Here is a 21054-nt window from a genome sequence, read left to right as displayed (position 1 = left end):
AGACAGGCTGCGGCTCGCTCTGGCCTAACCTCGAAGGGAACCAGGGATGAAAATTTCGACTTCTCTCACAAGACGAAGTGTTGTCGCCGCGCTGGCGCTGGCCGCCGCATCGACGTCGGTATTGCCTGTCGACAAAGCGCTCGCGCAGACGAAGAAAACCACATCCGAGAAAAGTCTGTATGAGCGGCTGGGCGGCGTGTTTGCCATCGCAGCGGTGATCGATCATTTCAGCGACGCCGTCGTGAGGAACCCGATCGTCGGCCAAAGGTCCAAGAATCCGCAGCTGCGCAAATGGCACACCAAGAACCTGGAAAGGTTGCCCGGCCTTAAGTTCATGCGCACGCTGTGGGTCTGCGACGTTTCTGGCGGGCCCTTCAAGTTCGTCGCCACCAAGCCCGGCACGACGCCGCTCGGTCTCGAGGAGGCGCATCGCGACCTGCGGATTTCCCCCGCGGAATTCGATGAGGTCGCAGCCGAACTCGGGCGGACGTTGGATCATTTCAAAATTCCGAAGCCTGAGAAAACCGAAGTCCTGGAAGCTTTCGCGGCCCACAAAGACGAGGTCACCGCCGGCTACGTCAAGCCGGGCTGAAGCGCTTATATCGCGCGGGCATTCGTTCTGAGCATGGCGCGCATCGCCGTGACGATGCGGCGCGGCCGTAGCTCAGCGCGCGCAGTCTTCCGATGGATCCTACTCGGAACCTGCGCGAACTGTTTCCGCGCTGAGCGACCCTTCCGGCAGTGGCAGCATGAGTTCAGCCTCGGACTTCGTCAGATGGATCCATGCCGCCCAGTCCGATGGCCGCAGCACAACCACTTGCCGATTGTGATATGGCGCGACATCCGGCCCCGGATCGGTCGTCAGCATCGTGAACGTCGGCGGCTTGTTGCCGACACCCTCGCGCCACAGCCCGGCAATCGCCATGAACGAATGGCCATTCAGCGTCAACCTGTGCTTGGTTTTTGGATATTTCGCTCCCGTGAATTCGAAGAATGCCGACGCCGGAACGAGACAGCGCTTGCTGTTGCTGAACTGCCGGCCCTCCGAGCGAAAGTTGAATACAGGTCCGCCTTTTGGCCCGGCCGGGGGAAAGCCGAACGTCATCGACGCCAGTTCGATTGCGTCGCCGGCGGCGCGCATTACCGGCGCGGGGTCGTTGATGTGGATGTCATCCGCCTGCGGCAGATCCAATTCGGTTTGATGGCTGGGGATTTTGAGCGCCAGCGATTCCATCATCCGGCAGTATTCGGCCCAGGCGATGTGCTGCTCGTAGTCATTGCACATGGAAAGGCTCCGTACGCTCGACCGAGATCAGTTCAACATAGCGTTTATCGGTTGGCGCCGATTGCTGGCGGATTTGATATAAGCCTATTTGGGCCGGCGTGCGGCAGCGATGGCCTGCAACAGATTGATGCTGTTCACGTCGGGTTCGCTGGATGCGGCAACGGCAAGTGCGGCGGCTTCGGCGATTTTCGCGACGTCGTCGCTGCTGATCGTTCCGCGCTTTTCCAGCAGATTTACAAGTTCGACAACGAGAAGAAAGGCGTTCACGCCATATCGTTCGGCTTTGAGCTCGAACTCGCCTCGAGCCAATTTCTCCGCGTCTCCTTCAGCCCGTTTGTCCACGTTGGCGTCCTCTCCTATGGCTACACGCTATCAACGCTTAGCACGAATGGTTTAATCCTTCGAACTGGCCACAACCTTCGCCAATTGCCCGGCATAGTGTCGCCGGTGGCAGGGGCATGGGTTCAGCCAAGGATGAGACCAACCAACAGAACGGTAATAATAAAGGACAACACGACGGCAAGTAGCCCGCATGCTTCCAAAGTGTTGGTTTGCCAAGCTTTCGTCGGGCGCCTCCGGTTTGAATTGCCGTTTCGCGAAACAAACTTCATCGGGCACCAGATCGGACGCGGAGCCGGCTTGAACTTGGCAAAGCGCTCCTCTTCATCGGCCCGGAAGGCATCTCCGCGAAACTCCGGAGCACCGTATGCGCGGCGCCGGCCTGCCTTTCATCGACGCGGGCCATCACCAGTACGACACCCTCAGCGATCTTCGGCTTGCGCGGCTTCTGGGCAAAATTGGCGAAAGTTCCGAGAAGCACGCCGGCAAAGCCGCCCCACGCCGCACCGACCAGGGCCATGCCGGTCATCCCCGCAGGATCAACGTCTTGAGCTCCAAAAGCGCTGAAGCCGGCCAACAGACCAGCGGTGGCGCCAAGTGCGGCACCAGCAACGGCACCCCGCCAGAGAGCGCTCATCTCATCGTCGTAATATCCAGCAACGCTGATCGGTTCATCATTGTCGTTGTAAGATCCGACGACGCTGATTTGCCGGCGACGAATCCCGGCAGCCTGAAGCCTGGCAACGGCACGTGCTGCCTGGGCATGGGAATTGAACAGCCTGCTGATCGTTTGCATTTACGTCCAGGCCCGCCGCCCGTTCGGAGCGTCGGGGCCTCTCCTCCCTGGCTTGAACTCATCCGCCCGGACGCATCTTCGTCGCGCCAAAGCTCACCACAACGTGAGCCAGCCGGCTACGTTCCTCAGCCGGGGCTTCGGTCCAATCCTTGAGTATCTTGCTTGGGACCTAAGTCTGACCTGCTTGAATGCAACGGGCAGTGAGGCCACGCCGAGAGGGAGCCGTTGCCGAATCGAAGAGGTCGAGGAGAGGGCTAAGGCCTATCGCAGACCCAAAAAGCTCAAAATGGCGATTACGATCACGATGGCGCCGACCAGCCAGATAATGTTGTTCATGATTACGCTCCTTCGCCTCCGGGCGGGGCGCACGCCGGGCGAAGCCCGCCACGCAAGTAGAATATTAGATACGGCTAAAGGTTCCTCGCGGGGCCTCGCTGTCGAAAGAGCCCACCGCACCAGTCGGCACGGCGGGCGACGCAGAGTTTCACCCCGGTGGGGGCAGAAGACGGAGTTGCGTCCAGGCTCAGCTGATGCTCCTGGACCAGTTATCAACCTGACGCTCTGCCTCTTCCTTGGCGATGCCATATCGCTCCTGGATACGCCCCAAGAGCTGGTCCCGGTTGCCCTCGATCCGATCAAGATCGTCGTCGGTGAGGTCACCCCACTGCTCCTTCGCCTTGCCTTTGAACTGCGTCCATTTTCCCTTGATTTGATCCCAGTTCATATGTTCCTCCTTGCTTCCTGGGCCCGCACTGAAGCGGAGCGCGGACCGATCGGCATTTCAATGTTGGTGACGAATGAAGATTAGCAGCCGCTAAAAGTTCCAGTGCCGGCGCAAAAAGCCCGTCGTGCCCGTGCCGGACTGCGAGCTGATGTTGATGATGCCTGGAGCTTGATGCTCTTTCGCGGCACTGTCTTATGCCGTTGAAGGCGCTGAGCTTCTTGCTGGTTGGCCTTGGCTGGCAAGCCTCGAAAGGCTGCCCGGCAGCATTGTTCTGTCCTTGCCGATCATGAGCACGCCGCTGTCGGGCGCCAACAGCGCCGAGAACGGCAGCATCGCCGCGCCGATCGGCGAGGCCTCGGGGCCGAATTGTCCCGAGACGATTTCCGGCGCCACGATGCCGATGGCGCTGATCCTGTTGAACTGGGTCTGCACCTTTGCCAGCAGCTCGAGATGGATCGGCCGCGGCAGGATGCTGTCGAGAACGATCGCCTCGATGTCGATGACGGAGGTGATGGCGATGATCGCCTCGACCAGCGCATTGGCACAATCGTCGATCCATTCGGACAGCGGCTCGCGCGCCCCCGGCGGCAAGGGATCGAGTTCGCGCACACGGTTGATCTCGATGCCGCGCGATTTGAGATGATTGACCAGCACATAGATCGAAGCGCGATGCAGCAGGCTCTGGTAGCGCGCCGGCTTGGCCGCCACCGAATCGAGGCTTGAAGGCGAGACCGGCAAAGGACCGAGCGCGGCGCTGTTGCCGTGCGGCCCGGTATGGACCTTGCCGCCTTGCACCAGTCCGCCGCCGACAAAGGTGTCGATCGAGATATGCATGAAGTCGCGGAACCGCGCGCCGGTCCCCTGGATGAGTTCGGCGAGTGCGGCCGATGATGCGTCGTTTTCCACGAAGACCGGGGTCTTCGGCTTTGTGGCGAAGAACGTCGTCAGATCAATTGCTTCCCAGCGGCTGCCGAGATCGTCGGGAAAGCCGAGCTCTTCGCTCCAGCCGCCGAGGAAATATGGCGAGGCGATGCCGACGCCGACGATGCTGGCATCGCCAAGCCCCTCGACCAGCTTGTCGAAATTGGCCAGCGACATGTTGCCTGCCTTGAGCACCATGTCGGGATCCGGAAAGCGATATTCGTGCGACTCGCGCGAGCGGACCTCGCCGGCAAAGTCGACGAGCACGGCTTCCAGCGCGCGCCGGCCGATCTTGATGCCGACGCTGTAGATACGCTCAGGTGCAAGTCGGTAGAGAGTGGATGGCGATCCGCGTTGCCCGAACCTTTTTCCCACTTGCTTTACGAATCCGGACGATTCCAGCCCGTCGACAATGGTGGCGACCGCAGCCGGCGTCAGATTTGCGGCGCGCGCCAGATCGGACTTGGATGCCTCCTTCAGGCGGCGAATGGCATCAAGCACGAAGCGCTCGTTATAATGCCGAACCTTGACCGAATTGCTGCCTTTTCCGGACAAAACCGGCGCCTCCCCATTCATTCCCGCAGAGCCACTCCAGCCGCTTGCAGCTTTGAGGCTGCCGCGGGGTCGAGCACTCCAATCGCACCCGTGCGCGACGCGACAGTGCCCTTCGCGGCCATGGAAGTCAATTTTCCAGTTGCGGCATTCGGCCATTTAATATAGCAAATTGAAAAAACAGGACCAGGGAGGAAAGGTGCTGCACTTGGGCGCATTAGGCGAAGCCGACGCCATGGTGAAGAGCGACGCGGCTGTCCCCGTTGCCCTGGTTCAGGCGACAAAAGCCTTCGGCGGCACGATCGCCCTCAAGGACGCGTCCTTCGAATTGCGCTCAGGCGAGGTGCTGGCTCTGCTTGGCGAAAACGGCGCCGGCAAGAGCACTTGCGTAAAGCTGCTGGCCGGCGTGTATCTCCCGACCGGCGGCCATGTCGAAGTCGATGGCAAGCCTGTGGTCTTCCATTCGCCGCACGACGCCCAGGCTGCCGGCATCTCGGTCATGCACCAGCACCCCGGTCTTTTCCCTGATCTTTCGGTGGCGGAGAACATCTATCTCGGCCATATGCCGCGCGACCGCTTCGGCGGCATCGACAACGCCGCCATGCTTGCCGGCGCGCGCAGGGTGCTGGCGACAGTCGGCCTCGACGTGCCGGCCGAAACCCGGCTCGGAATGTTGCGCACCTCCGAACAGCAACTGGTCGAGATCGCCCGCGCCCTGTCGCTCGACGCGCGGGTGCTGATCATGGACGAGCCGACGGCCGCCCTGTCGCAGCGCGAGGTCGAGCGGCTGTTCACTGTCGTCGCCGACCTGCGGCTGCACGGCGTGGCGATGATGTTCGTCGGCCACCGCATGGACGAGATCTTCCGCATCGCCGACCGCATCGCGGTGCTGCGCGACGGGCGTCTCATTGGCGTCAAGCCGAAGGCCGAGCTTGGCCGCGCCGCTGCCATCGGCATGATGGTCGGCCGTGAGGTCACCGACCTCTATCCGCAACGAAGCCACGCCACCGGCGCACTGGTGCTGGAGGCGAGGGGGCTTTCGCACGCCGGTGGCTTTTCCAATATCGACCTCAAGCTCCATGCCGGCGAGGTGCTCGGGCTCGGCGGCCTGGTCGGCAGCGGGCGGACCGAGATCGCGCGCGTGCTGTTCGGAATCGACCAGCCCGATGCCGGCGAAATCCTGATCGACGGCGAAGCAGTGCGCTTCGCGTCGGCACGCGACGCCATGGATGCGCGTATCGCCTATGTCTCTGAAGACCGCATGGGCCAGAGCCTGGTGATGGATTTTTCCATCCTCGACAACGCGGTGCTGCCAGTCCTCGACAAGGCAGCCCGCTCCGGTTTCTACGGCACGAACCGCGCGATCAATCTGGTTTCGGACTGGCTGAAGCGCATGAAGCTTCGCTTTTCCGGCTACGCGCAGCCGGTAAAGGAACTGTCCGGCGGCAACCAGCAGAAGGTGGTGTTGGCCAAATGGCTGCGCACCGAACCGCGCGTCCTCATCCTCGACGAGCCGACGCAAGGCATCGACGTCGGCACCAAGGCGGAAGTGCATGCGATGGTCGCCGACCTTGCCGCCCAGGGCATGGCAATCATCCTGATCTCCTCCGAAATGCCCGAGCTCATCGGCATGTGCGACCGCATCATCGTCCTGCGCGAAGGCCATCGGACGGCCGAATTTGCCAGGGGCGAAGCCACTCAGGAAAAGGTGCTGGAAGCAGCGACCAAGGCCGGCGAAAGCGCCGATGCGGCACAGGCCACCGGCGAGGAGAAGAGAAAAGGACCGCTCGACATACTGAAGCGGCGGGAGTTCGGTCTGCTCGCCGCGATGCTGGCGGTCGCCATCCCGGTCACCATCATCAACCCGCGCATGGTGAGCGCTGCAAACCTGACCGCCGTGTCGATGGATGCCGCCCTGCTCGTCGTTGCGGCACTCGCGCAGATGCTGGTGCTGATCACCCGCAACATCGACCTTTCGATCGCTGCGGTGATCGGCCTGTCGGCTTACATGGCGGCCAGCATGGTCCAGGCCTATCCAGGGCTCGACATCGGCATTGGCCTGATAACCGCATGCGCCGTCGGTGGCGTCGCCGGCCTGATCAACGGCCTCGTCGTCACCAGGGGAAAGATCCCGGCGATCGTCGTCACGCTGGCCTCGATGTCGATCTTCCGCGGCTTCAACTCGATCTGGGCAGCCGGTGACCAGATCAGCGCCGACGAAGTAACGCAAGCTTGGCTCGACATGACCGGCCTGAAGATCGCCGGCGTGCCGCTGATCGTCGTCATCGCGATCGTTATCCTGTGCCTGGGCTACGTGCTGCTCTATCGTACAGCCATCGGGCGCGAACTGTTCGCCGCCGGCTCCAATCCCGACGGCGCGCGTCTTATCGGCATCCCCGTCGACCGCCGCATCCTGCTGGCCTTTGGCATGGCCGGCCTGCTCGGCGGCCTGTGCGGCGCGCTGTGGGCATCCCGCTATGCGACCATCGATGCCCGCGTCGCGCTCGGTTTCGAACTCACCGTGATCGCGTCGGCGGTGGTCGGCGGCGTCGCCATCCGCGGTGGTTCGGGCACGCTGCTCGGCATCATCCTCGGCGCGCTCACGCTGCTCGTCATCAAGAACGGGCTGACGCTGGTGCGCGTCGACCCGCTGTGGCTGCAGGGCGTCTACGGCCTCGTGATCCTGGTCGCCATCGGCATCGACACCTTCATCGTGCGGCGGGCCGAGCAGGCAAGACAGGCGAGGGCGCGGTGAAAAAGTTCCTCCGTTCGATCGACTTCTGGGATCTGCTGCTGGCGACCTCTTGCGTGGCCATCTTCCTCTACGCGGCGATCTTCGTGCCGAATTTCGTTTCCGGCTTCAATCTCTCGCAACTGGCCGCCAGCGCCTCGGAAAAGGCATTGCTGATCCTGCCGATGGCGCTGCTCATCATCACCCGCGAGATCGACCTGTCGATCGCCTCGGTGCTGGCGCTGACGTCCGTCGTCTTTGGCTTGCTGGTCCAGGCCGGTGTGCCGACACTTGCCGCAATCCCGCTGACGCTCGTCATCGGCGGCCTGCTCGGCGCCTTCAACGGCTATCTGGTCTCGGGCCTTGGACTGCAGTCGTTGGTTGTGACGCTCGGCACCATGGCGCTCTATCGAGGCATTGGCTACATCCTGCTCGGCACCGGCTCGGTCAACATCCTGCCGCCCGCGGTCGTCGATTTCGGCATCAACAACCTGCCTGGCACCGAGATACCGTGGACCATCGTGCCCTTCCTGGTGCTGGCGCCGGTGTTTGCGGTCGTGCTGCAGAAGACGCCGACCGGCAAGCGCATCTACGCGCTCGGCGGCAGCCCCGAAGTGGCGCGCTATTCCGGCATAAACACGCGCCGGATGGTGCTGAACCTGTTCGTCGTCTCGGGCGTCGTCGCGGCGATAGCCGGCATCGTCTATACCGCGCGCCTTTCCAACGCCCGCGCCAACAATGCGCTCGGCATGGAGCTCGACGTCATCACCATCGTGCTGCTCGGCGGCGTCAGCGTCTTTGGCGGCAAGGGCCGCCTGACCGGCGTCATGCTGGCACTGGCCCTGATCGCCATCATCCGCAACGTGCTGGCGCTGAACCAGATCGGTGGCGACGCGCAGGGCATGATCATCGGCCTGCTTTTGATCGGCTCGCTGCTGGTCGGCAATTACTGGCGCTCCACACAGGAGATGCTCAGCAGATCCCGCGCAATGCGCGAGACAAAGGGGTGATCTCGGGCCCCTTCCTTCAAGCCCGAATTTTGACGGAGGAGTCACAATGAAAGCGTTTAGATTAGCCCTGCTCGCATCCGCGGTTCTGCTTGCGCAAAGCTCGCTGGCCTTCAGCCAGGAGTGCGCCAAGGAACCCGTAACGGTCGGTTTCCTGCCCAAGCTCGACACGGATCCCTACTTCAAAGTGGCCTTTGGAGGCGCACAAGAGGCAGCCAAGGAAATTGGCGGCACCGCTACCCAGGTCGCCCCATCGCAGGCGACCGCCGAGGCGCAGATCGAATTCATCAACAGCCTTGTCTCGCAGAAGGTCGGAGTCATCGCAATTGCCGGCAACGACGCCAACGCCGTCGCGCCTGCGCTGAAGCGCGCCGTTCAGCAGGGCGTCAGGGTGATTTCGTATGACTCCGATGTGGCCGCCGATGCGCGTGCGGTGTTCGTCAATCAGGTGAAGGGCGACAGCCTCGCCGAGATGATGCTCGAAAGTGCATTCGCCCTCAGCGGCGGTGAAGGCGAATTCGCGATCCTGTCGTCGACGCCGACGGCGACCAACCAGAATGCCTGGATCGACTTCATGAAGGCGAAAATGGCGGCCGAGCCGAAGTTCTCCAAAATGAAGCTGGTGCAGGTGGCCTATGGCGAAGAAAGCGAACAGATCAACCAGCAGCAGGCATTGGCGCTGGTCCAGGCGTTTCCCGATCTCAAGGTGATCATCGTCCCGGCAGGCATCGGCCTTCCGGCGGCCGCGCGTGCACTCGAGGAAGCGGGCATGATCGGCAAGGTCAAGCTGACCGGCCTCGCGCCGGCCACTCTGATCTCGAAATACATCAAGGACGAAGCGGCTCAGGATATCTGGTGGAACGTCACCGATCTTGGCTATCTTACTTATCAGACGGCCCAGGCGTTTGCGCAATGCAAGATCACCGGCAAGGAGGGTGAGAAGTTCACGGCAGGCAGGCTCGGCGAATACACGATTGGCGCCGGCGGCGAACTGATCCTTGGTCCGGCCAAGATCGTGACTCCCGAAAATCTGGCCGAGTTCAAATTCTGATCCTGTAGAGCTTGAGTTCTAGGGGGCGCCGGTCCATCCGGCGCCCTTCCCAAAAACCTCTCGAATGAAACAGTGCGGGGCGGCAATGAAGATATTGCTTGCGGGCGAAACCTTTGCGGCGACGACGTCGATCGCCATCGGCAGCGACGTGCTTACAAGTGCGGCCTCGACAAATGGCGCGACGGCCTTCAATGCCGCGCTGGCCACTGAAGGCATCGCGGTCACGCAGATCGGCGGCGAGCGTTGCAGCGCGGAGTTTCCCTATGACCTCGATGGGCTCGCCCAATATCAGGCGGTGGTGATCTCCGATGTCGGCGCCCTGACATTGCTGGTGACGCCGGATGCCCGCGCCGGGCGTGTCGGCGTCAACCGCCTCGATGTGCTCAAGGCCTATGTCGAAGGTGGCGGCGGGCTGATGCTGGCCGGCGGTTATATGGGCTTTCAGGGCATGTTCGGGACGGCGCGTTTCCACGACACCCCGGTCGAGGACGTTCTGCCGGTCCATTGCCTACCCTACTGCGACGGCATGGAGGTGCCGCAAGGCCTGCAGGCCTCCATCCTGCAGTCGTCACATCCGATTTTTTCCGGGGTGGAGGGGCCTTTGCCGCCGATTCTCGGCATGAACAAGCTGGAATTCAGGCGCGACGGTTCGTCCCGGCTTCTGGCGACCTGCCACCATCGCGGCACCGACTGGCCGCTCCTTGCCGTCGATAGCCATGGCCGCGGCCGCACGATTGCCTGGGCAACCGATATCGGCCCGCATTGGCTCTCGCAGGATTTCCTCGCGTGGCCGTTCTACGGAAGACTGATGGCGAATATGGTCCGTTGGCTTGCCGGCAATGAATGAGGAAGCCGGACACTAGGTTTGACCCAGTGCGGTTGTCCTGGCGCGGCCGATGCCGCGCGAGGCGCCGGTGACCACCACCACCTCGTCGGCTAGGTCGAATTTCGGCGTGAACTCATTTGCCATGCAATTCCACCTTGTTCTTCAAATCGGACCGGCTGCCATGTCGAACCGAATAGGCTCGCGTGAATTCGGCGCCCAGCAGAAATATCTCCGCTGAATAATAGACCCATAACAGCACGACGAGCAGGGCGCCGGCCGCGCCGTATGATGATGAGATGGCGCTGGTTCCGATATACCAGCCAATCAGCGACTTGCCGATGGTGAACAGAAACCCGGTGACCGCGGCGCCGATGCCGACATCGCGCCATTGCAGGCTGCGGTCCGGCAGCACCTTGTAGATTGCGGCAAACAGCAGTGTGATCAGGGCAAACGAGACGATCCCGTTGATGGCGCTCAGGATGATGGTGCCGAACGGCAGGTCGGCGTTGATGACCTCTCCGAGCGCCGAAATTGCAGCGCTTACGACCAGCGACACCAGCAGCAGGAAACCAAGCGCGGCGACCAGGCCCAGGCTTGCAATGCGTGCCCGCACCATTCGTGAAATCGTTGCCCCGCTCGGTTTGACTTTCCAGATTTCGTTCAGCGCCAGCTGCATTTCGCCGAACACGCCGGATGCGGCGACGAACAGCGTGACCAGCCCCAGAATGCTGGCAAGGGTTCCCGCTTCCTTCTGCGAGGCGCTCTCGATCGTCGCCTGCAGCAGCTCGGCACTTTGCGGCCCCATCAGGCCAGCGATCTGTGCCGAAAGGGCGAGTTGCGCCGCCTCGTGCCCGAAGGCCATGCCGGCAATAGCGACGACGATGAGCAGGATCGGCGCAAGCGAGGTCGTGGCATAAAACGCTATCGCCGCCCCATGGCTCAGCGCATTGTCGTCGATGAAGCCGATGACGCTCTGCTTGAGGAGCCTCCAGCCCTCTGCTGCCAAATTCCACATGTAGGCCTCGCATGCCTGTCAACAAACAAGTAGCGGCCGCGCAGCGCTGGGCGAGGGGCGAGAGGCCGGCGGGACAGGAGGGGGCGCGGAGCAGCATGACATTCCTGCCTCCCTTCCCCACGACAAGAACACCTCTTGCCCGAACACTTGCCACGCGCCGGCCATCATGATGCCATGCCGTTGCGGAAGATGGCGCGCTGGGTTTGGGGTGGGACGACGATGCTGTTTTCAGGGGCAACAGGGCGCATAGGCGTGGCGTTTGCCGCGCTGCTTGCACTTTTGTGCGCGCTGGTTCCTGCGCGGGCTGAAGAGCCGAAGGCGCTTAAGGGCGTCGCGCTCGTCATCGGGCAGTCCGATTATGAGCATGTCGGCAAGCTGCCCAATCCGGAAAACGACGCCCGCGCCATCGAGGATATGTTCGACAGGCTCGGCTTCGAAACCGATGTCGCGACCAATCGCGACGCGCGCAAATTGCGACGCGACCTCGAAGGCTTCGTCGACGATGCCGAGGGTGCCGACGTCGCCATTATCTACTATTCCGGCCACGGCATCGAAGCCGGCGGCGAGAATTTCCTGGTGCCGGTCGATACCGACATTACAGCGCTCGACGATGCCGGCGAGAAGCTGGTGCCGCTGTCATCGATCGTGGCCGAGCTGAAGGCCAAGGTGCCGGTCACCATCGTGCTGCTCGATGCCTGCCGCAACGATCCGTTTCCACCGGGCACGCTGCTCAAACTGACGCCGGGCGAAGCGGGCAAGCCGATCGGCGCCGGCGGCCTTGGCGAAACCCGCAGCGTCGTGGCGCTGAACGGCAGAGCGCCGGCCAAGGGTGCGGCGGATGACAGCCTGGGCCAGGTCATCGGCTTTGCCGCCGAGCCCGGCAAGGTGGCGCTCGACGGTCCCGCAGACGGCAACAGCCCCTATGCGGCAGCCATATTACGTCACATCGACATGATGGGCGGCGAGGAATTCGGCACCGTGCTGCGCATGATCGGCGAGGAGGTCTATCTCAAGACCGGCGGCCGGCAGCGGCCGTGGGTCAATGAGAGCCTGCGCCGGCTGCTCTATTTCGGTACGCCCGCCGAGGTGCCGAAAGGCGAAGAGGGCGAGATACTCAGCGAGCGTCGCCGGCTGCTGGTGACGATCTCGACGCTGCCCGACCCGCAACGCCGCCAGATCGAGACGATCGCCCGCGACGGCGGCGTACCGATGGATGCGCTCTACGCCATGCTGAAGACGCTGGGCACCGAGAAACCCAGGGATGCGGCCGAGCTCGATAAATTGCTGCGCGGCCAGACCGAGCGGCTGAAACAGGGACTAGCCGAGCAGGCGACGCTGAAGAGCCAGGATCCGGAAATCGTGCGGCTTTCAAGACTGGCCGAGCAGGCGGTGCAAGAAGGCGCACTCGAAGCAGCGCAGAAAATCCATGAACAGGCCAAGGCCCGCGTTGGCGAACTGTCGAAGACCGTCGACCAGGCCGAAGCCGACCTCAAGGCGCGTCGGTTCGAGTTTGCCGAGGTTTTCGGCGACAGCGCCAAAACCTACGAAATTTCCTTCCGCTATCAGGCGGCAGCACAGGACTACGCCAAGGCCTATGAGCAGGTCGAGAAATGGGACGACCATGAAGCCTGGTTCTACAAGGCAGCCGAGGCCCAGGCGCTCTCCGCGCATGGTTCTTTCTCTGGCGACAATGCCTTTCTGGTGCAGGCGGTCGCTGCCTATGAAAAGGCGCTGACCTATGTGTCGCGCGAAAACAGCCCGCGGCAATGGGCTGCCACGCAAAACAATCTCGCCACCACACTGTCGACGCTGGGCGAACGCGAGGCCGGTCGCGAAAACCTCGACAAGGCGGCTGCCGCCTTCGACCAGGCGCTGACCGTCTACACACGCGACGCCGATCCGGACGACTGGGCCTCGACGCTTGGCAATCTCGGCACCGTCTACTGGCGGCTCGGCCAGCGCGAGAATGGTATCGCGCTGCTCGACAAGGCCGTCGCCTCCTTCCGCGCGGCGCTCGCGGTGCAAGGGGCGAAAAAAATGCCGCTCGAGTGGGCGGCGACTGAGAATAATCTCGGCATCGTGCTGTCCGAGATCGGTGAGCGCCAGGCCACGACCGACAGTTTCCGCGCTTCGATCGAAGCGCATCGCGCCGCGCTGACCGAATACCGCAGGGAGCGCGTCCCTCTCGACTGGGCGTTGAGCCAGGTCAATCTCGGCGCGGCCTTGTTTCGCCTTGGCGAGCGTGAAAAAGACGTGCCGACGCTTGAGCAGGCGGTGGCCGCCTATCAGGCTGCGACCGAGGAGATGACGCGCGAGCGCGCCCCGGCGCAATGGGCGACGATCCAGAATAATTTGAGCTCGGCGCTGGAATCTATCGGCCAGATCAATGGTGACATCGCCACGCTTCAGCGTGCTCGAGAGGCGGCAGAGGCCGCACTGACGGTATGGACGCGCGAGCATGCGCCGGCGAGCTGGGCGAACGGCCAGTTGACGCTTGGCAATGCCTTGCAGCGTCTCGGCGCCAGGCAGGAAGGCAACGACGTGCTGCTCGAGGCGATCGCTGCCTATGAGGCCGCACTTTCTGAATATCCGCGCGAAAAGCTGCCGCTCGACTGGGCTTCGTTGAAGCAGAATCTAGGCTCGGTCTATGCGACGCTTGGCGATCGGGACACCGGCATCGACTATCTCCGGAAGTCGGCGTCCGCCTATCGCGAGGCCTCGCAGATCTATACCGCCGCCGCTGCTCCAATCGAGTTTGCTTCGATCGAGCACAGTCTCGGCAACACTTTGTCGACCTGGGGCGACCGCGCCAGCGACAAAGCGGTGCTGGAACAAGCGGTCGCCGCCTATGGTGCAGCGCTCACCGTGCGAAGCAAGGACAGCGCCCCGAAGGACTGGGCGAAGACGCAGTACCGGCTGGGTGCAGCACTTTCCATGCTCGGCAAGGCCAATGGCGGTCCGGACGAGGCGCTCCAGCGCTCGGCGGCGGCCTATCGTGCGGCGCTCGAGGTGCAGAGCCGTGACAGCGATCCTGACGCCTGGGCGGCAACGCAATGGGGCCTGGGCCACGTGCTCCTGGTGTTGGGCGACCGCACGCAGGACGGCGAAGCGTTCCGCCAGTCGGCGACGGCGCTAGAAGCGGCGCTGCCCTTCTACGACCTCGCCACGGTGCCGGAAGATCACGCCCAGCTGCAGAACGAACTAGGCACTGCCTATTACTACCTTGCCGGCAGCGCCAATGACCCATCGCTCCACCAGAAGGCGACGGCCGCGCATGAAAAGGCACTGGCCGTCTATGCCACGTTGCCCGACCGCTCGCTCTGGGCCTCGGTCGAAGGCGACCTCGGCAATGCCCGCATGATGCAGGCAAACGCCAGTTCCGACCCGGATGCCATGGCCAAGTCTGTCCAGGCCTATGAGGCGGCACTGACGGTGATGACCCGCGACAGGGATGCCGACGAATGGCTGCGCAACCAGGCAAACTTGGCCAGCGCGCTGTCGACGCTGGGCTACTGGCGCGGTGACGTCCCCCTGCTGAAGCGCTCGGCCGGCATCTATCGCTCGATCCAGAGCGTGCGCACGCGCGACCGCGCCCCCGAACCCTGGGCCAGCACGCAGGCAAGCCTGGCCAATGTGCTTGGCATGATCGGCGCGAAAGAGCCTTCGCCGGCTTTGTTCGCCGAGGCGGTCGCCGTCAACCGGGCGTTGGCAGACCAGGTCGGCCGCGACCGCGACCCCGACCGCTGGGCGAGCCTGCAAAACGAGATCGGCTATCAGCTGACGCTCGCCGGCCGCGCCGAAAACAACGTCGCCAGATTCGAGGAGGCAGTGCCGATCCTGCGCGAGGCGATCGCTGTGCAGAAGAAGATCGGTTCGGTGCAGGGCGTCGCCTTCACCGAGGACAGCCTGTGCGATGTGCTTACCGATCTGGGTGCTGCCCGCAAGCAGAAGGCAATGGTCGAGGAAGCGATAGGCGCCTGCGAGCATGCGCTCGTCATCTTCAGTGAGCGCAAGATGGACGACCTTGCCGCCGGCTCCGCCAAGAACCTTGCCGAGGCAAAAGCCTTGCTGGCCGAATTGCAATAGCGCACAGGAAAAGGTGGCCGCGGCCGGTTTCGATTGGCAATGGGTTGCCGTTCCCTGCTATTCCCGCTTCATAATGCATGTCGCCCAAAAGTGTGCCGCGGTTTTGGGACAACGACATGCATAAAAACAAAGACTTAAAGCAGTGGACGTTCCAGTATGACCAATGTCGCCTTGACCGGGCTTGCCCGCGATCTTGCCAAGCGCGCCGCGGAAGGCCGCCCGGTGCGCATCGGCGTTATCGGTTCGGGCGAGATGGGCACCGACCTGGTGACGCAAGGCATGCTGATGCCGGGCATTTCGGTTTGCGCGATCTCGACGCGCCGCCCGCATACGGCGCGTGACGCCATCCGCATTGCTTATGGCGATCAGGCGATGGCAGCCGAAGCGGACAGCGCTTCGAAGGTCAGCCAGGCGATCGAAAGCGGCAAGATCGCCGTCACCTCGAACGAAATGCTGGTCACCAATCCGCTTATCGATGTCGTCATCGATGCCACCGGCAAGCCCGGGGTCGCCGCCGATTTCGACCTGATGGCGATGCAGCACGGCAAGCACCTGGTGATGATGAATGTCGAGGCCGACGTTACCATCGGCTGCTATCTGAAGCAGCAGGCCGACCGGCTCGGCGTCGTCTATTCGGTCGGCGCCGGCGACGAGCCGTCGAGCTGCATGGAGCTGATCGAGTTCGCCTCGGCGCTCGGCTACACCATCGTCTCCGCCGGCAAGGGCAAGAACAACCCTCTCAACCACGACGCCGTTCCCGACGACTACCGCGAGGAAGCGCTGCGCCGCAACATGAATCCGCGCATGCTGGTCGAGTTCGTCGACGGCTCGAAAACCATGGTCGAGATGTGCGCCATTGCCAACGCCACCGGGCTGGTGCCCGACGTTCCCGGCATGCACGGCCCCAAGGCCGATCGCGACGAGCTGGTCAAGGTGCTGATCCCGCGCGAGCAGGGCGGCATTCTGTCGAAGAAGGGCGTCGTCGACTACACCGTCGGCAAGGGCGTGGCGCCCGGTGTCTTCGTCATCGTCGAGGCGACGCATCCGCGCATCATCGAGCGCATGGACGATCTGCATATCGGCCACGGTCCCTATTACAGCTTCTTCAGGCCCTACCATCTGACCTCGCTGGAAGTGCCGCTGACGGCCGCTCGCATCGCGCTTTACGGCAAGCCCGACATGGTGCCGCTGCCGCGGCCGGTGGCCGAGGTCTGCGCGGTGGCCAAGCGGGATCTTGCGGCAGGCGAGGTTTTCGATGCGATCGGCGAGACCTGCTACCGCTCCTGGACCATGACCGTCGAACAGGCCCGCGCCCATCGCGCCGTGCCGGTCGGTCTGCTCGAAGGCGGCAAGGTGCTGAAACCGGTGAGGAAAGGCGAATTGCTCACCGCCGACAGTGCCGCGCCCGACCCGACGACCAGGCTGTTCGCCTTGCGCCGGCTGCAGGACGAGATGCTGTATGGGAATCTTGGCGATGGCTGAGGTTCGTGAATCCGAGTTGAAGCGGGAAAATGGACGCCTTTCTCTGGCAGAGCGGCTCGCGGCCATTGTCGATGATCTCAAAGCCAAAGCCGGCAAAGACGGGCGGCCCCTGAACAAGGACGAGATCGACGACTTGTGGGGACATCGCTGATATCTGTCGACATTCTAGGCTATCGCGATTTTGATGTCGGCAGGACAGTGGAGGGCGCGAAGGAACGCCGCGTAACGGCTTTCTACCGGTAGCTAATGCCGAAAGGAACGATCGATCGTCACCGCCGACCGGCTCCCCCAGAAGCCCTACCTCCCCAGCTCGATAGACCGCAGCCGCGCCGCTTCCACCGCCTCGGTGAGCAGGCGCGTCAGCCGGTCCTCGCCCATCAGTACTGCAAGGGCCGCAGCCGTGGTGCCGTTGGGGCTGGTCACCTGCTGTCTGAGCACGCCCGGCTCCTCGCCGCTTTCGGCGGCCAGCGAGGCGGCGCCGTAGACCGTCTGCATTGCCAAGAGCTTGGCAGTCCCGGTCGGCAGGCCGGCTTTCTCGGCGGCCACGGTCAGCGCTTCGATGAAATGGAAGATATAGGCCGGCCCCGACCCGGAGACTGCCGTCACCGCATCCATCAGGGCCTCGTCGTCGATATCGGCCACTTGCCCGCTTGCCGAAAGCAGGTCGGCGACGAAGCGTTTGGTTTCATCGGAAACCAGCCTGTTGGAAAACACCACCATCATGCCCTTGCCGATCGCCGCCGGCGTGTTGGGCATGCAGCGCACGATCGGCGCGCGGTCGCCGAGAATACCTTCAAACGTGGCCACCGGCGTTCCGGCGGCGATGCTGAGGAAGGTGGTCCGGCCATCGTTGAAGCGGATGTAGCCAGCCGTGACGTCGCGGATCACCTGTGGCTTGACCGCAAGGACGACGAGGGCCGGCACGGCGTCCGCCGGTATGGCGCCAGCATCCGCGCCGGCAGCGCAGCCCAGTGCTTCGGCACGCTTGCGCAACTCGGCATTGGGCTCGACCACGAACACCGCAGCCGGAGCGAGCTTGCCGGCTTTCAGCCAGCCCGAGAGCATGGCGTAGCCCATATTGCCGCAACCGGCGAGAACAAGCCTGATCGTCATCGAAAGCCTCCCATAGAGATGGCTTCCCAATAGACGTTCGCGGCAGGACGGGGAAGCCCTGTTGGGACCGTGATCAGGCGGAAACCCCGACCTTGCGGTTGGGATGCGCATGTAGTCGCGCAGTCGCGCGGCGACCAAATTAACCTTTTATTTCCTATGCCTGTTTAGCATCGCTTAACCAGTGGCGGTCGCTACGTCCCAGCCCGAGGGGAAGGCTCCAGAAACCATGGCTTATAGGAAAAATCGTGAACACTGGAGGAACGAGCAGTCCTTGCTGTCGCTCGTCGAGGCGGTGCGCGGCGAGGACGAAGCATCGCTGGTTTCGCTAGAAGACCGCGCAGGCCCGTCATGGCGCGAGGATGCCGCCACACGCCATCGTCTTGCCCGCTCGCGCCGCGAAGCGCGTGCCAGTCCGATCCTGTTGTTAGCCGCCGGCATAAGCCAGCCCGATCCTGATGAGCCAAAGGCCGGCACCATACTGATGGAAGAGGCTGCAGCTGCCGATGGGTTTTTCGGCCTCGCTGGCTCCCTTGGCGGCCCCGATGCCGGTTCCGCCGATCACGCAGCATACCGGGCAGCGCCGCCTCCCGCTCAGCCGGTCGAGGTCGCGCGTACCAAACGTCCTGGTCCGATCGGTGCCGTGTTGTCGGCGCTGAGCCGGCTCATGCCTGGCAGAGCGCCGGAGGAGATGGCGTCCGGTGAGACTTCCGCCGCGACAAATTCCATCGCAGCGATGCCGCCCGCCTTCCCTCCGCAGCCGCTCTATGCCGGTCTGGCACCTTATCCGCAGCAACCCGCGCCGCCGCATTCGGCCCATACTCAGGCCTGGTCGAGGAAGGCAAATCAGGCCTCGGAAGCCGCCGATCAGCAAAGCCAGATCGAGGAAATCCGCGCCAGCCTGCGCGAATTCCGGGAGGCGGTTCGCGAGCTCACCGAAAACCGCACGCATCGCCGCTATTTCTGAGCGTCGAATAAAACATGCCGGTTTCGAGTTAACGGCATGCGACGGCGCATTGACGGGATTGCCCGGCTCGATTTTCGTGAAAATGCCGCGCTGCATGTCCGCCCGCAGCGCATGGTTCTGGGCAACGGCCTGCATAAAAGATATCTGGAGCGCGCCGCATGGATGTTTTAACGCGGCAGGCTTACGCGATAGGCGTCGAGGGTGGTTCATGGCTGAGTTGATTGACGGAAAAAGCGTCGCCGAAGACGTGGTGCGGCGGGTCAAGGCCCTGACCGCCGAGCTGGCGGAAAAGGGCGGACGGCAGCCCGGTCTCGCCGTGGTCATCGTCGGCGAGGATCCGGCGAGCCAGGTCTATGTCGCCTCCAAATCCCGCACCGCCAAGGAATGCGGCTTCCATTCGGTTCAGCACACGCTGCCGGCCGAAACCTCCGAGCCGGACCTGTTGAAGATCATCGGCCAGCTCAACGCCGATCCGGCCATCAACGGCATCCTCGTGCAGCTTCCGCTTCCCGGCCATATCGATTCCGGCAAGATCATCCAGACCATCGCGCCGGAGAAGGATGTCGACGGCTTCCACTTCATCAATGTCGGCAAGCTCGGCACCGGCGAACTCGAGACCGCCTTCGTGCCTTGCACGCCGGCCGGCTCGATGCTGCTGATCGAACGCGTGCGCGGCAAGGACCTGTCCGGTCTCAATGCGGTCGTCGTCGGGCGTTCGAACATCGTCGGCAAACCGATGGCCAATCTTCTGCTTGCCGCCAACTGCACCGTCACCATCGCACACAGCCGGACCAGGGACCTGCCGGCGCTTGCCCGCACCGCCGATATTCTGGTTGCAGCCGTCGGCCGGCCTGAAATGGTCCGCGGCGACTGGGTCAAGCCTGGCGCCACCGTTATCGATGTCGGCATCAACCGCGTCGCCGCACCTGAAAAGGGCGAAGGCAAGACGCGCCTCGTCGGCGACGTCGCCTTTGCCGAAGCAGCGAAGGCGGCCGGCGCCATCACGCCGGTGCCTGGCGGCGTCGGGCCGATGACCATTGCCATGCTGATGGCCAACACGCTAGCTTCCGCCTATCTCGCAGCCGGATTGAAACGGCCTTCCTTCTGACCAGAAAGCAGCGTCCTTGCCGAACCTCACTGTTCCCTTAGAACGGCCGGTCACCAATGATCCCGTTCAGGGCGGGCGGCAGTTCGGGTTTCTGTTGGTCGACAAGTTCTCCATGTTCTCGCTGGCCGCGGCAATCGACACGTTCCGGTCGGCGAACCGGCTGCTCGGCCGCGATTTCTATGGCTGGACTACGGTGTCGGCCGACGGCGACGCCGTCATGGCGTCCAACGGCCTGCCGCTCAAGATCGACTACGCGGTTGCCGATCTGCCGCCGGTCGATATCCTGTTCGTCTCGGTCGGGCTGACGACGGAATTTCCCGGCAAGAGCAAGGTGCTGGCGGCGCTGCGCAGCTGGGGCCGGCGCGGCAATGCGCTCGGCGCGCTTTCGGTTGGCTCTTACCTGCTTGCCGAAGCAGGCCAGCTCGATGGTTATCGCTGCACCATTCATTGGGAAAACCGCGCCGGCTTCCTCGAACGCTTTCCGGACATCAACTGCACCGGCAACGTCTTCGAGATCGACCGAAAGCGCTACACCTGCGCCGGCGGCACCACATCGATCGACCTGATGCTGGAGATCGTGCGCGGTGATTTCGGCTCGAGCCTCGCCAATGGCGTCGCCAACCAGTTCCAGCATGAGCGCATCCGCTCGGCCGGGGACCGCCAGCGCGTCGGCCCGGAACGCGACCTGACCGGCAAGTCGGAGAAGCTGCGCCGCATCGTCGAGCTGATGGCCGACCATCTCGACGAGCCGCTGTCGGCGGTGCAGCTCGCCAAGTCGGCGGGCCTGTCGGTGCGCCAGGTCGAGCGCCTGTTCCTGCGCCATCTCAGCGTGACGCCCGGGCGCTACTATATGCGGCTTAGACTCGAGCGGGCGCGCGAACTGCTGCGCCAGACCAACATGCCGATCCTCGACGTGGCGATCGCCACCGGCTTCACCTCGCATTCCTATTTTGCCCAGAGCTATCGGCTCCAATTCGGCCGGCCGCCTTCCGAGGAACGCCGCACGACCTATTGAGGGTTGCACAGAGGTGGCGCAGCTTCGTACTCCGTCCGG

The 21054-nt window shown here is 63.3% G+C and carries 19 protein-coding genes; 13 read left to right on the top strand and 6 right to left on the bottom strand.

Annotation, left to right across the window (positions count from 1 at the left end):
* Window positions 1–46 precede the first annotated feature (46 nt).
* Window positions 47–592 (top strand): group I truncated hemoglobin, encoded by a 546-nt coding sequence (locus NKH41_RS05155; protein ID WP_352768066.1) that lies wholly within the window; start codon window positions 47–49, stop codon window positions 590–592.
* 99 nt (window positions 593–691) lie between these two features.
* On the opposite strand, the gene NKH41_RS05150 is transcribed toward NKH41_RS05155, so the two are convergent.
* Both NKH41_RS05150 and NKH41_RS05145 read right to left on the bottom strand, forming a co-directional pair.
* Window positions 692–1285 (bottom strand): SOS response-associated peptidase, encoded by a 594-nt coding sequence (locus tag NKH41_RS05150; RefSeq protein ID WP_352768069.1) that lies wholly within the window; start codon window positions 1283–1285, stop codon window positions 692–694.
* Between the two features lie 84 nt (window positions 1286–1369).
* Complete coding sequence (locus NKH41_RS05145; protein WP_352589232.1) at window positions 1370–1627, bottom strand: hypothetical protein; 258 nt, start codon at window positions 1625–1627, stop codon at window positions 1370–1372.
* 364 nt (window positions 1628–1991) lie between these two features.
* Here NKH41_RS05145 and NKH41_RS05140 point away from each other — a divergent pair, with 364 nt between their 5' ends.
* Complete coding sequence (locus NKH41_RS05140; protein WP_352768071.1) at window positions 1992–2573, top strand: hypothetical protein; 582 nt, start codon at window positions 1992–1994, stop codon at window positions 2571–2573.
* A 370-nt stretch (window positions 2574–2943) separates the two neighbouring features.
* On the opposite strand, the gene NKH41_RS05135 is transcribed toward NKH41_RS05140, so the two are convergent.
* Both NKH41_RS05135 and NKH41_RS05130 read right to left on the bottom strand, forming a co-directional pair.
* The gene (locus NKH41_RS05135) at window positions 2944–3144 is read right to left on the bottom strand and encodes a CsbD family protein (RefSeq protein WP_023719429.1); all 201 of its coding nucleotides are present in this window, start codon (window positions 3142–3144) and stop codon (window positions 2944–2946) included.
* A gap of 192 nt (window positions 3145–3336) precedes the next feature.
* Entirely contained in the window at window positions 3337–4620 is a 1284-nt protein-coding gene (locus NKH41_RS05130) for an ROK family transcriptional regulator (protein WP_023677417.1), read from the bottom strand.
* A 196-nt stretch (window positions 4621–4816) separates the two neighbouring features.
* Between NKH41_RS05130 and NKH41_RS05125 the strand changes: the two genes are divergently transcribed.
* The 4 genes from NKH41_RS05125 (at window position 4817) to NKH41_RS05110 (ending at window position 10253) form a co-directional block, all read left to right on the top strand.
* Window positions 4817–7372 (top strand): ATP-binding cassette domain-containing protein, encoded by a 2556-nt coding sequence (locus tag NKH41_RS05125; RefSeq protein ID WP_352768073.1) that lies wholly within the window; start codon window positions 4817–4819, stop codon window positions 7370–7372.
* Window positions 7369–8358 (top strand): ABC transporter permease, encoded by a 990-nt coding sequence (locus NKH41_RS05120; RefSeq protein WP_352768076.1) that lies wholly within the window; start codon window positions 7369–7371, stop codon window positions 8356–8358. The genes NKH41_RS05125 and NKH41_RS05120 overlap by 4 nt, the downstream gene beginning before the upstream one ends.
* A 46-nt stretch (window positions 8359–8404) precedes the next feature.
* Entirely contained in the window at window positions 8405–9406 is a 1002-nt protein-coding gene (locus tag NKH41_RS05115; RefSeq protein WP_352686514.1) for a rhamnose ABC transporter substrate-binding protein, read from the top strand.
* Window positions 9407–9491: 85 nt separating this feature from the next.
* A complete protein-coding gene (locus NKH41_RS05110) occupies window positions 9492–10253 on the top strand; it encodes a glutamine amidotransferase (protein ID WP_352768079.1) in 762 nt (253 codons plus the stop codon).
* A 112-nt stretch (window positions 10254–10365) separates the two neighbouring features.
* On the opposite strand, the gene NKH41_RS05105 is transcribed toward NKH41_RS05110, so the two are convergent.
* On the bottom strand, window positions 10366–11247 hold the full coding sequence (locus NKH41_RS05105) for a YihY/virulence factor BrkB family protein (protein ID WP_352768081.1): 882 nt from the start codon (window positions 11245–11247) through the stop codon (window positions 10366–10368).
* Between the two features lie 135 nt (window positions 11248–11382).
* Between NKH41_RS05105 and NKH41_RS05100 the strand changes: the two genes are divergently transcribed.
* The 3 genes from NKH41_RS05100 to NKH41_RS05090 all read left to right on the top strand — a co-directional run bounded on the left by NKH41_RS05100 (window position 11383) and on the right by NKH41_RS05090 (window position 16966).
* Window positions 11383–15333 carry a caspase family protein gene (locus tag NKH41_RS05100; protein ID WP_352932199.1) on the top strand — a complete coding sequence of 1317 codons (3951 nt, stop codon included), beginning with the start codon at window positions 11383–11385 and terminating at the stop codon, window positions 15331–15333.
* A 156-nt stretch (window positions 15334–15489) separates the two neighbouring features.
* Entirely contained in the window at window positions 15490–16815 is a 1326-nt protein-coding gene (locus NKH41_RS05095) for an NAD(P)H-dependent oxidoreductase (protein ID WP_352768086.1), read from the top strand.
* Window positions 16808–16966 carry a hypothetical protein gene (locus NKH41_RS05090; protein ID WP_352686524.1) on the top strand — a complete coding sequence of 53 codons (159 nt, stop codon included), beginning with the start codon at window positions 16808–16810 and terminating at the stop codon, window positions 16964–16966. Before NKH41_RS05095 ends, NKH41_RS05090 begins: the two co-directional genes overlap by 8 nt.
* A 146-nt stretch (window positions 16967–17112) precedes the next feature.
* Here the strand turns inward: NKH41_RS05090 and proC are convergent, their stop codons facing one another.
* Window positions 17113–17928 (bottom strand): pyrroline-5-carboxylate reductase, encoded by an 816-nt coding sequence (gene proC, locus NKH41_RS05085; protein ID WP_352686527.1) that lies wholly within the window; start codon window positions 17926–17928, stop codon window positions 17113–17115.
* A 226-nt stretch (window positions 17929–18154) separates the two neighbouring features.
* Here proC and NKH41_RS05080 point away from each other — a divergent pair, with 226 nt between their 5' ends.
* Genes NKH41_RS05080 through NKH41_RS05065 form a run of 4 tightly spaced genes read left to right on the top strand, consistent with a single transcriptional unit; the run spans window position 18155 to window position 21015 of the window.
* Window positions 18155–18892 (top strand): hypothetical protein, encoded by a 738-nt coding sequence (locus tag NKH41_RS05080; protein WP_352768089.1) that lies wholly within the window; start codon window positions 18155–18157, stop codon window positions 18890–18892.
* Between the two features lie 36 nt (window positions 18893–18928).
* Window positions 18929–19063 carry a hypothetical protein gene (locus NKH41_RS05075; protein ID WP_352768092.1) on the top strand — a complete coding sequence of 45 codons (135 nt, stop codon included), beginning with the start codon at window positions 18929–18931 and terminating at the stop codon, window positions 19061–19063.
* Window positions 19064–19100: 37 nt separating this feature from the next.
* A complete protein-coding gene (gene folD, locus NKH41_RS05070; RefSeq protein WP_352686532.1) occupies window positions 19101–20000 on the top strand; it encodes a bifunctional methylenetetrahydrofolate dehydrogenase/methenyltetrahydrofolate cyclohydrolase FolD in 900 nt (299 codons plus the stop codon).
* 16 nt (window positions 20001–20016) lie between these two features.
* Complete coding sequence (locus NKH41_RS05065; RefSeq protein WP_254820541.1) at window positions 20017–21015, top strand: GlxA family transcriptional regulator; 999 nt, start codon at window positions 20017–20019, stop codon at window positions 21013–21015.
* Window positions 21016–21054: the final 39 nt, after the last annotated feature.

The sequence above is a fragment of the Mesorhizobium sp. M1169 genome (genome assembly GCF_040318345.1).
Taxonomy (GTDB): domain Bacteria; phylum Pseudomonadota; class Alphaproteobacteria; order Rhizobiales; family Rhizobiaceae; genus Mesorhizobium.
The sequence above is the reverse complement of the archived record's forward strand: the minus strand, read 5'-3'. Positions and strand labels throughout refer to the sequence as shown.

Coding starts and splice junctions, on each gene's coding strand:
- NKH41_RS05155 (WP_352768066.1), top strand. CDS start 47: ATGAAAATTTCGACTTCTCTCACAAGACGAAGTGTTGTCGCCGCGCTG.
- NKH41_RS05150 (WP_352768069.1), bottom strand. CDS start 1,285: ATGTGCAATGACTACGAGCAGCACATCGCCTGGGCCGAATACTGCCGG.
- NKH41_RS05140 (WP_352768071.1), top strand. CDS start 1,992: ATGCGCGGCGCCGGCCTGCCTTTCATCGACGCGGGCCATCACCAGTAC.
- NKH41_RS05135 (WP_023719429.1), bottom strand. CDS start 3,144: ATGAACTGGGATCAAATCAAGGGAAAATGGACGCAGTTCAAAGGCAAG.
- NKH41_RS05115 (WP_352686514.1), top strand. CDS start 8,405: ATGAAAGCGTTTAGATTAGCCCTGCTCGCATCCGCGGTTCTGCTTGCG.
- NKH41_RS05110 (WP_352768079.1), top strand. CDS start 9,492: ATGAAGATATTGCTTGCGGGCGAAACCTTTGCGGCGACGACGTCGATC.
- NKH41_RS05105 (WP_352768081.1), bottom strand. CDS start 11,247: ATGTGGAATTTGGCAGCAGAGGGCTGGAGGCTCCTCAAGCAGAGCGTC.
- NKH41_RS05095 (WP_352768086.1), top strand. CDS start 15,490: ATGACCAATGTCGCCTTGACCGGGCTTGCCCGCGATCTTGCCAAGCGC.
- NKH41_RS05090 (WP_352686524.1), top strand. CDS start 16,808: ATGGCTGAGGTTCGTGAATCCGAGTTGAAGCGGGAAAATGGACGCCTT.
- proC (WP_352686527.1), bottom strand. CDS start 17,928: ATGACGATCAGGCTTGTTCTCGCCGGTTGCGGCAATATGGGCTACGCC.
- NKH41_RS05080 (WP_352768089.1), top strand. CDS start 18,155: ATGGCTTATAGGAAAAATCGTGAACACTGGAGGAACGAGCAGTCCTTG.
- NKH41_RS05075 (WP_352768092.1), top strand. CDS start 18,929: ATGCGACGGCGCATTGACGGGATTGCCCGGCTCGATTTTCGTGAAAAT.
- folD (WP_352686532.1), top strand. CDS start 19,101: ATGGCTGAGTTGATTGACGGAAAAAGCGTCGCCGAAGACGTGGTGCGG.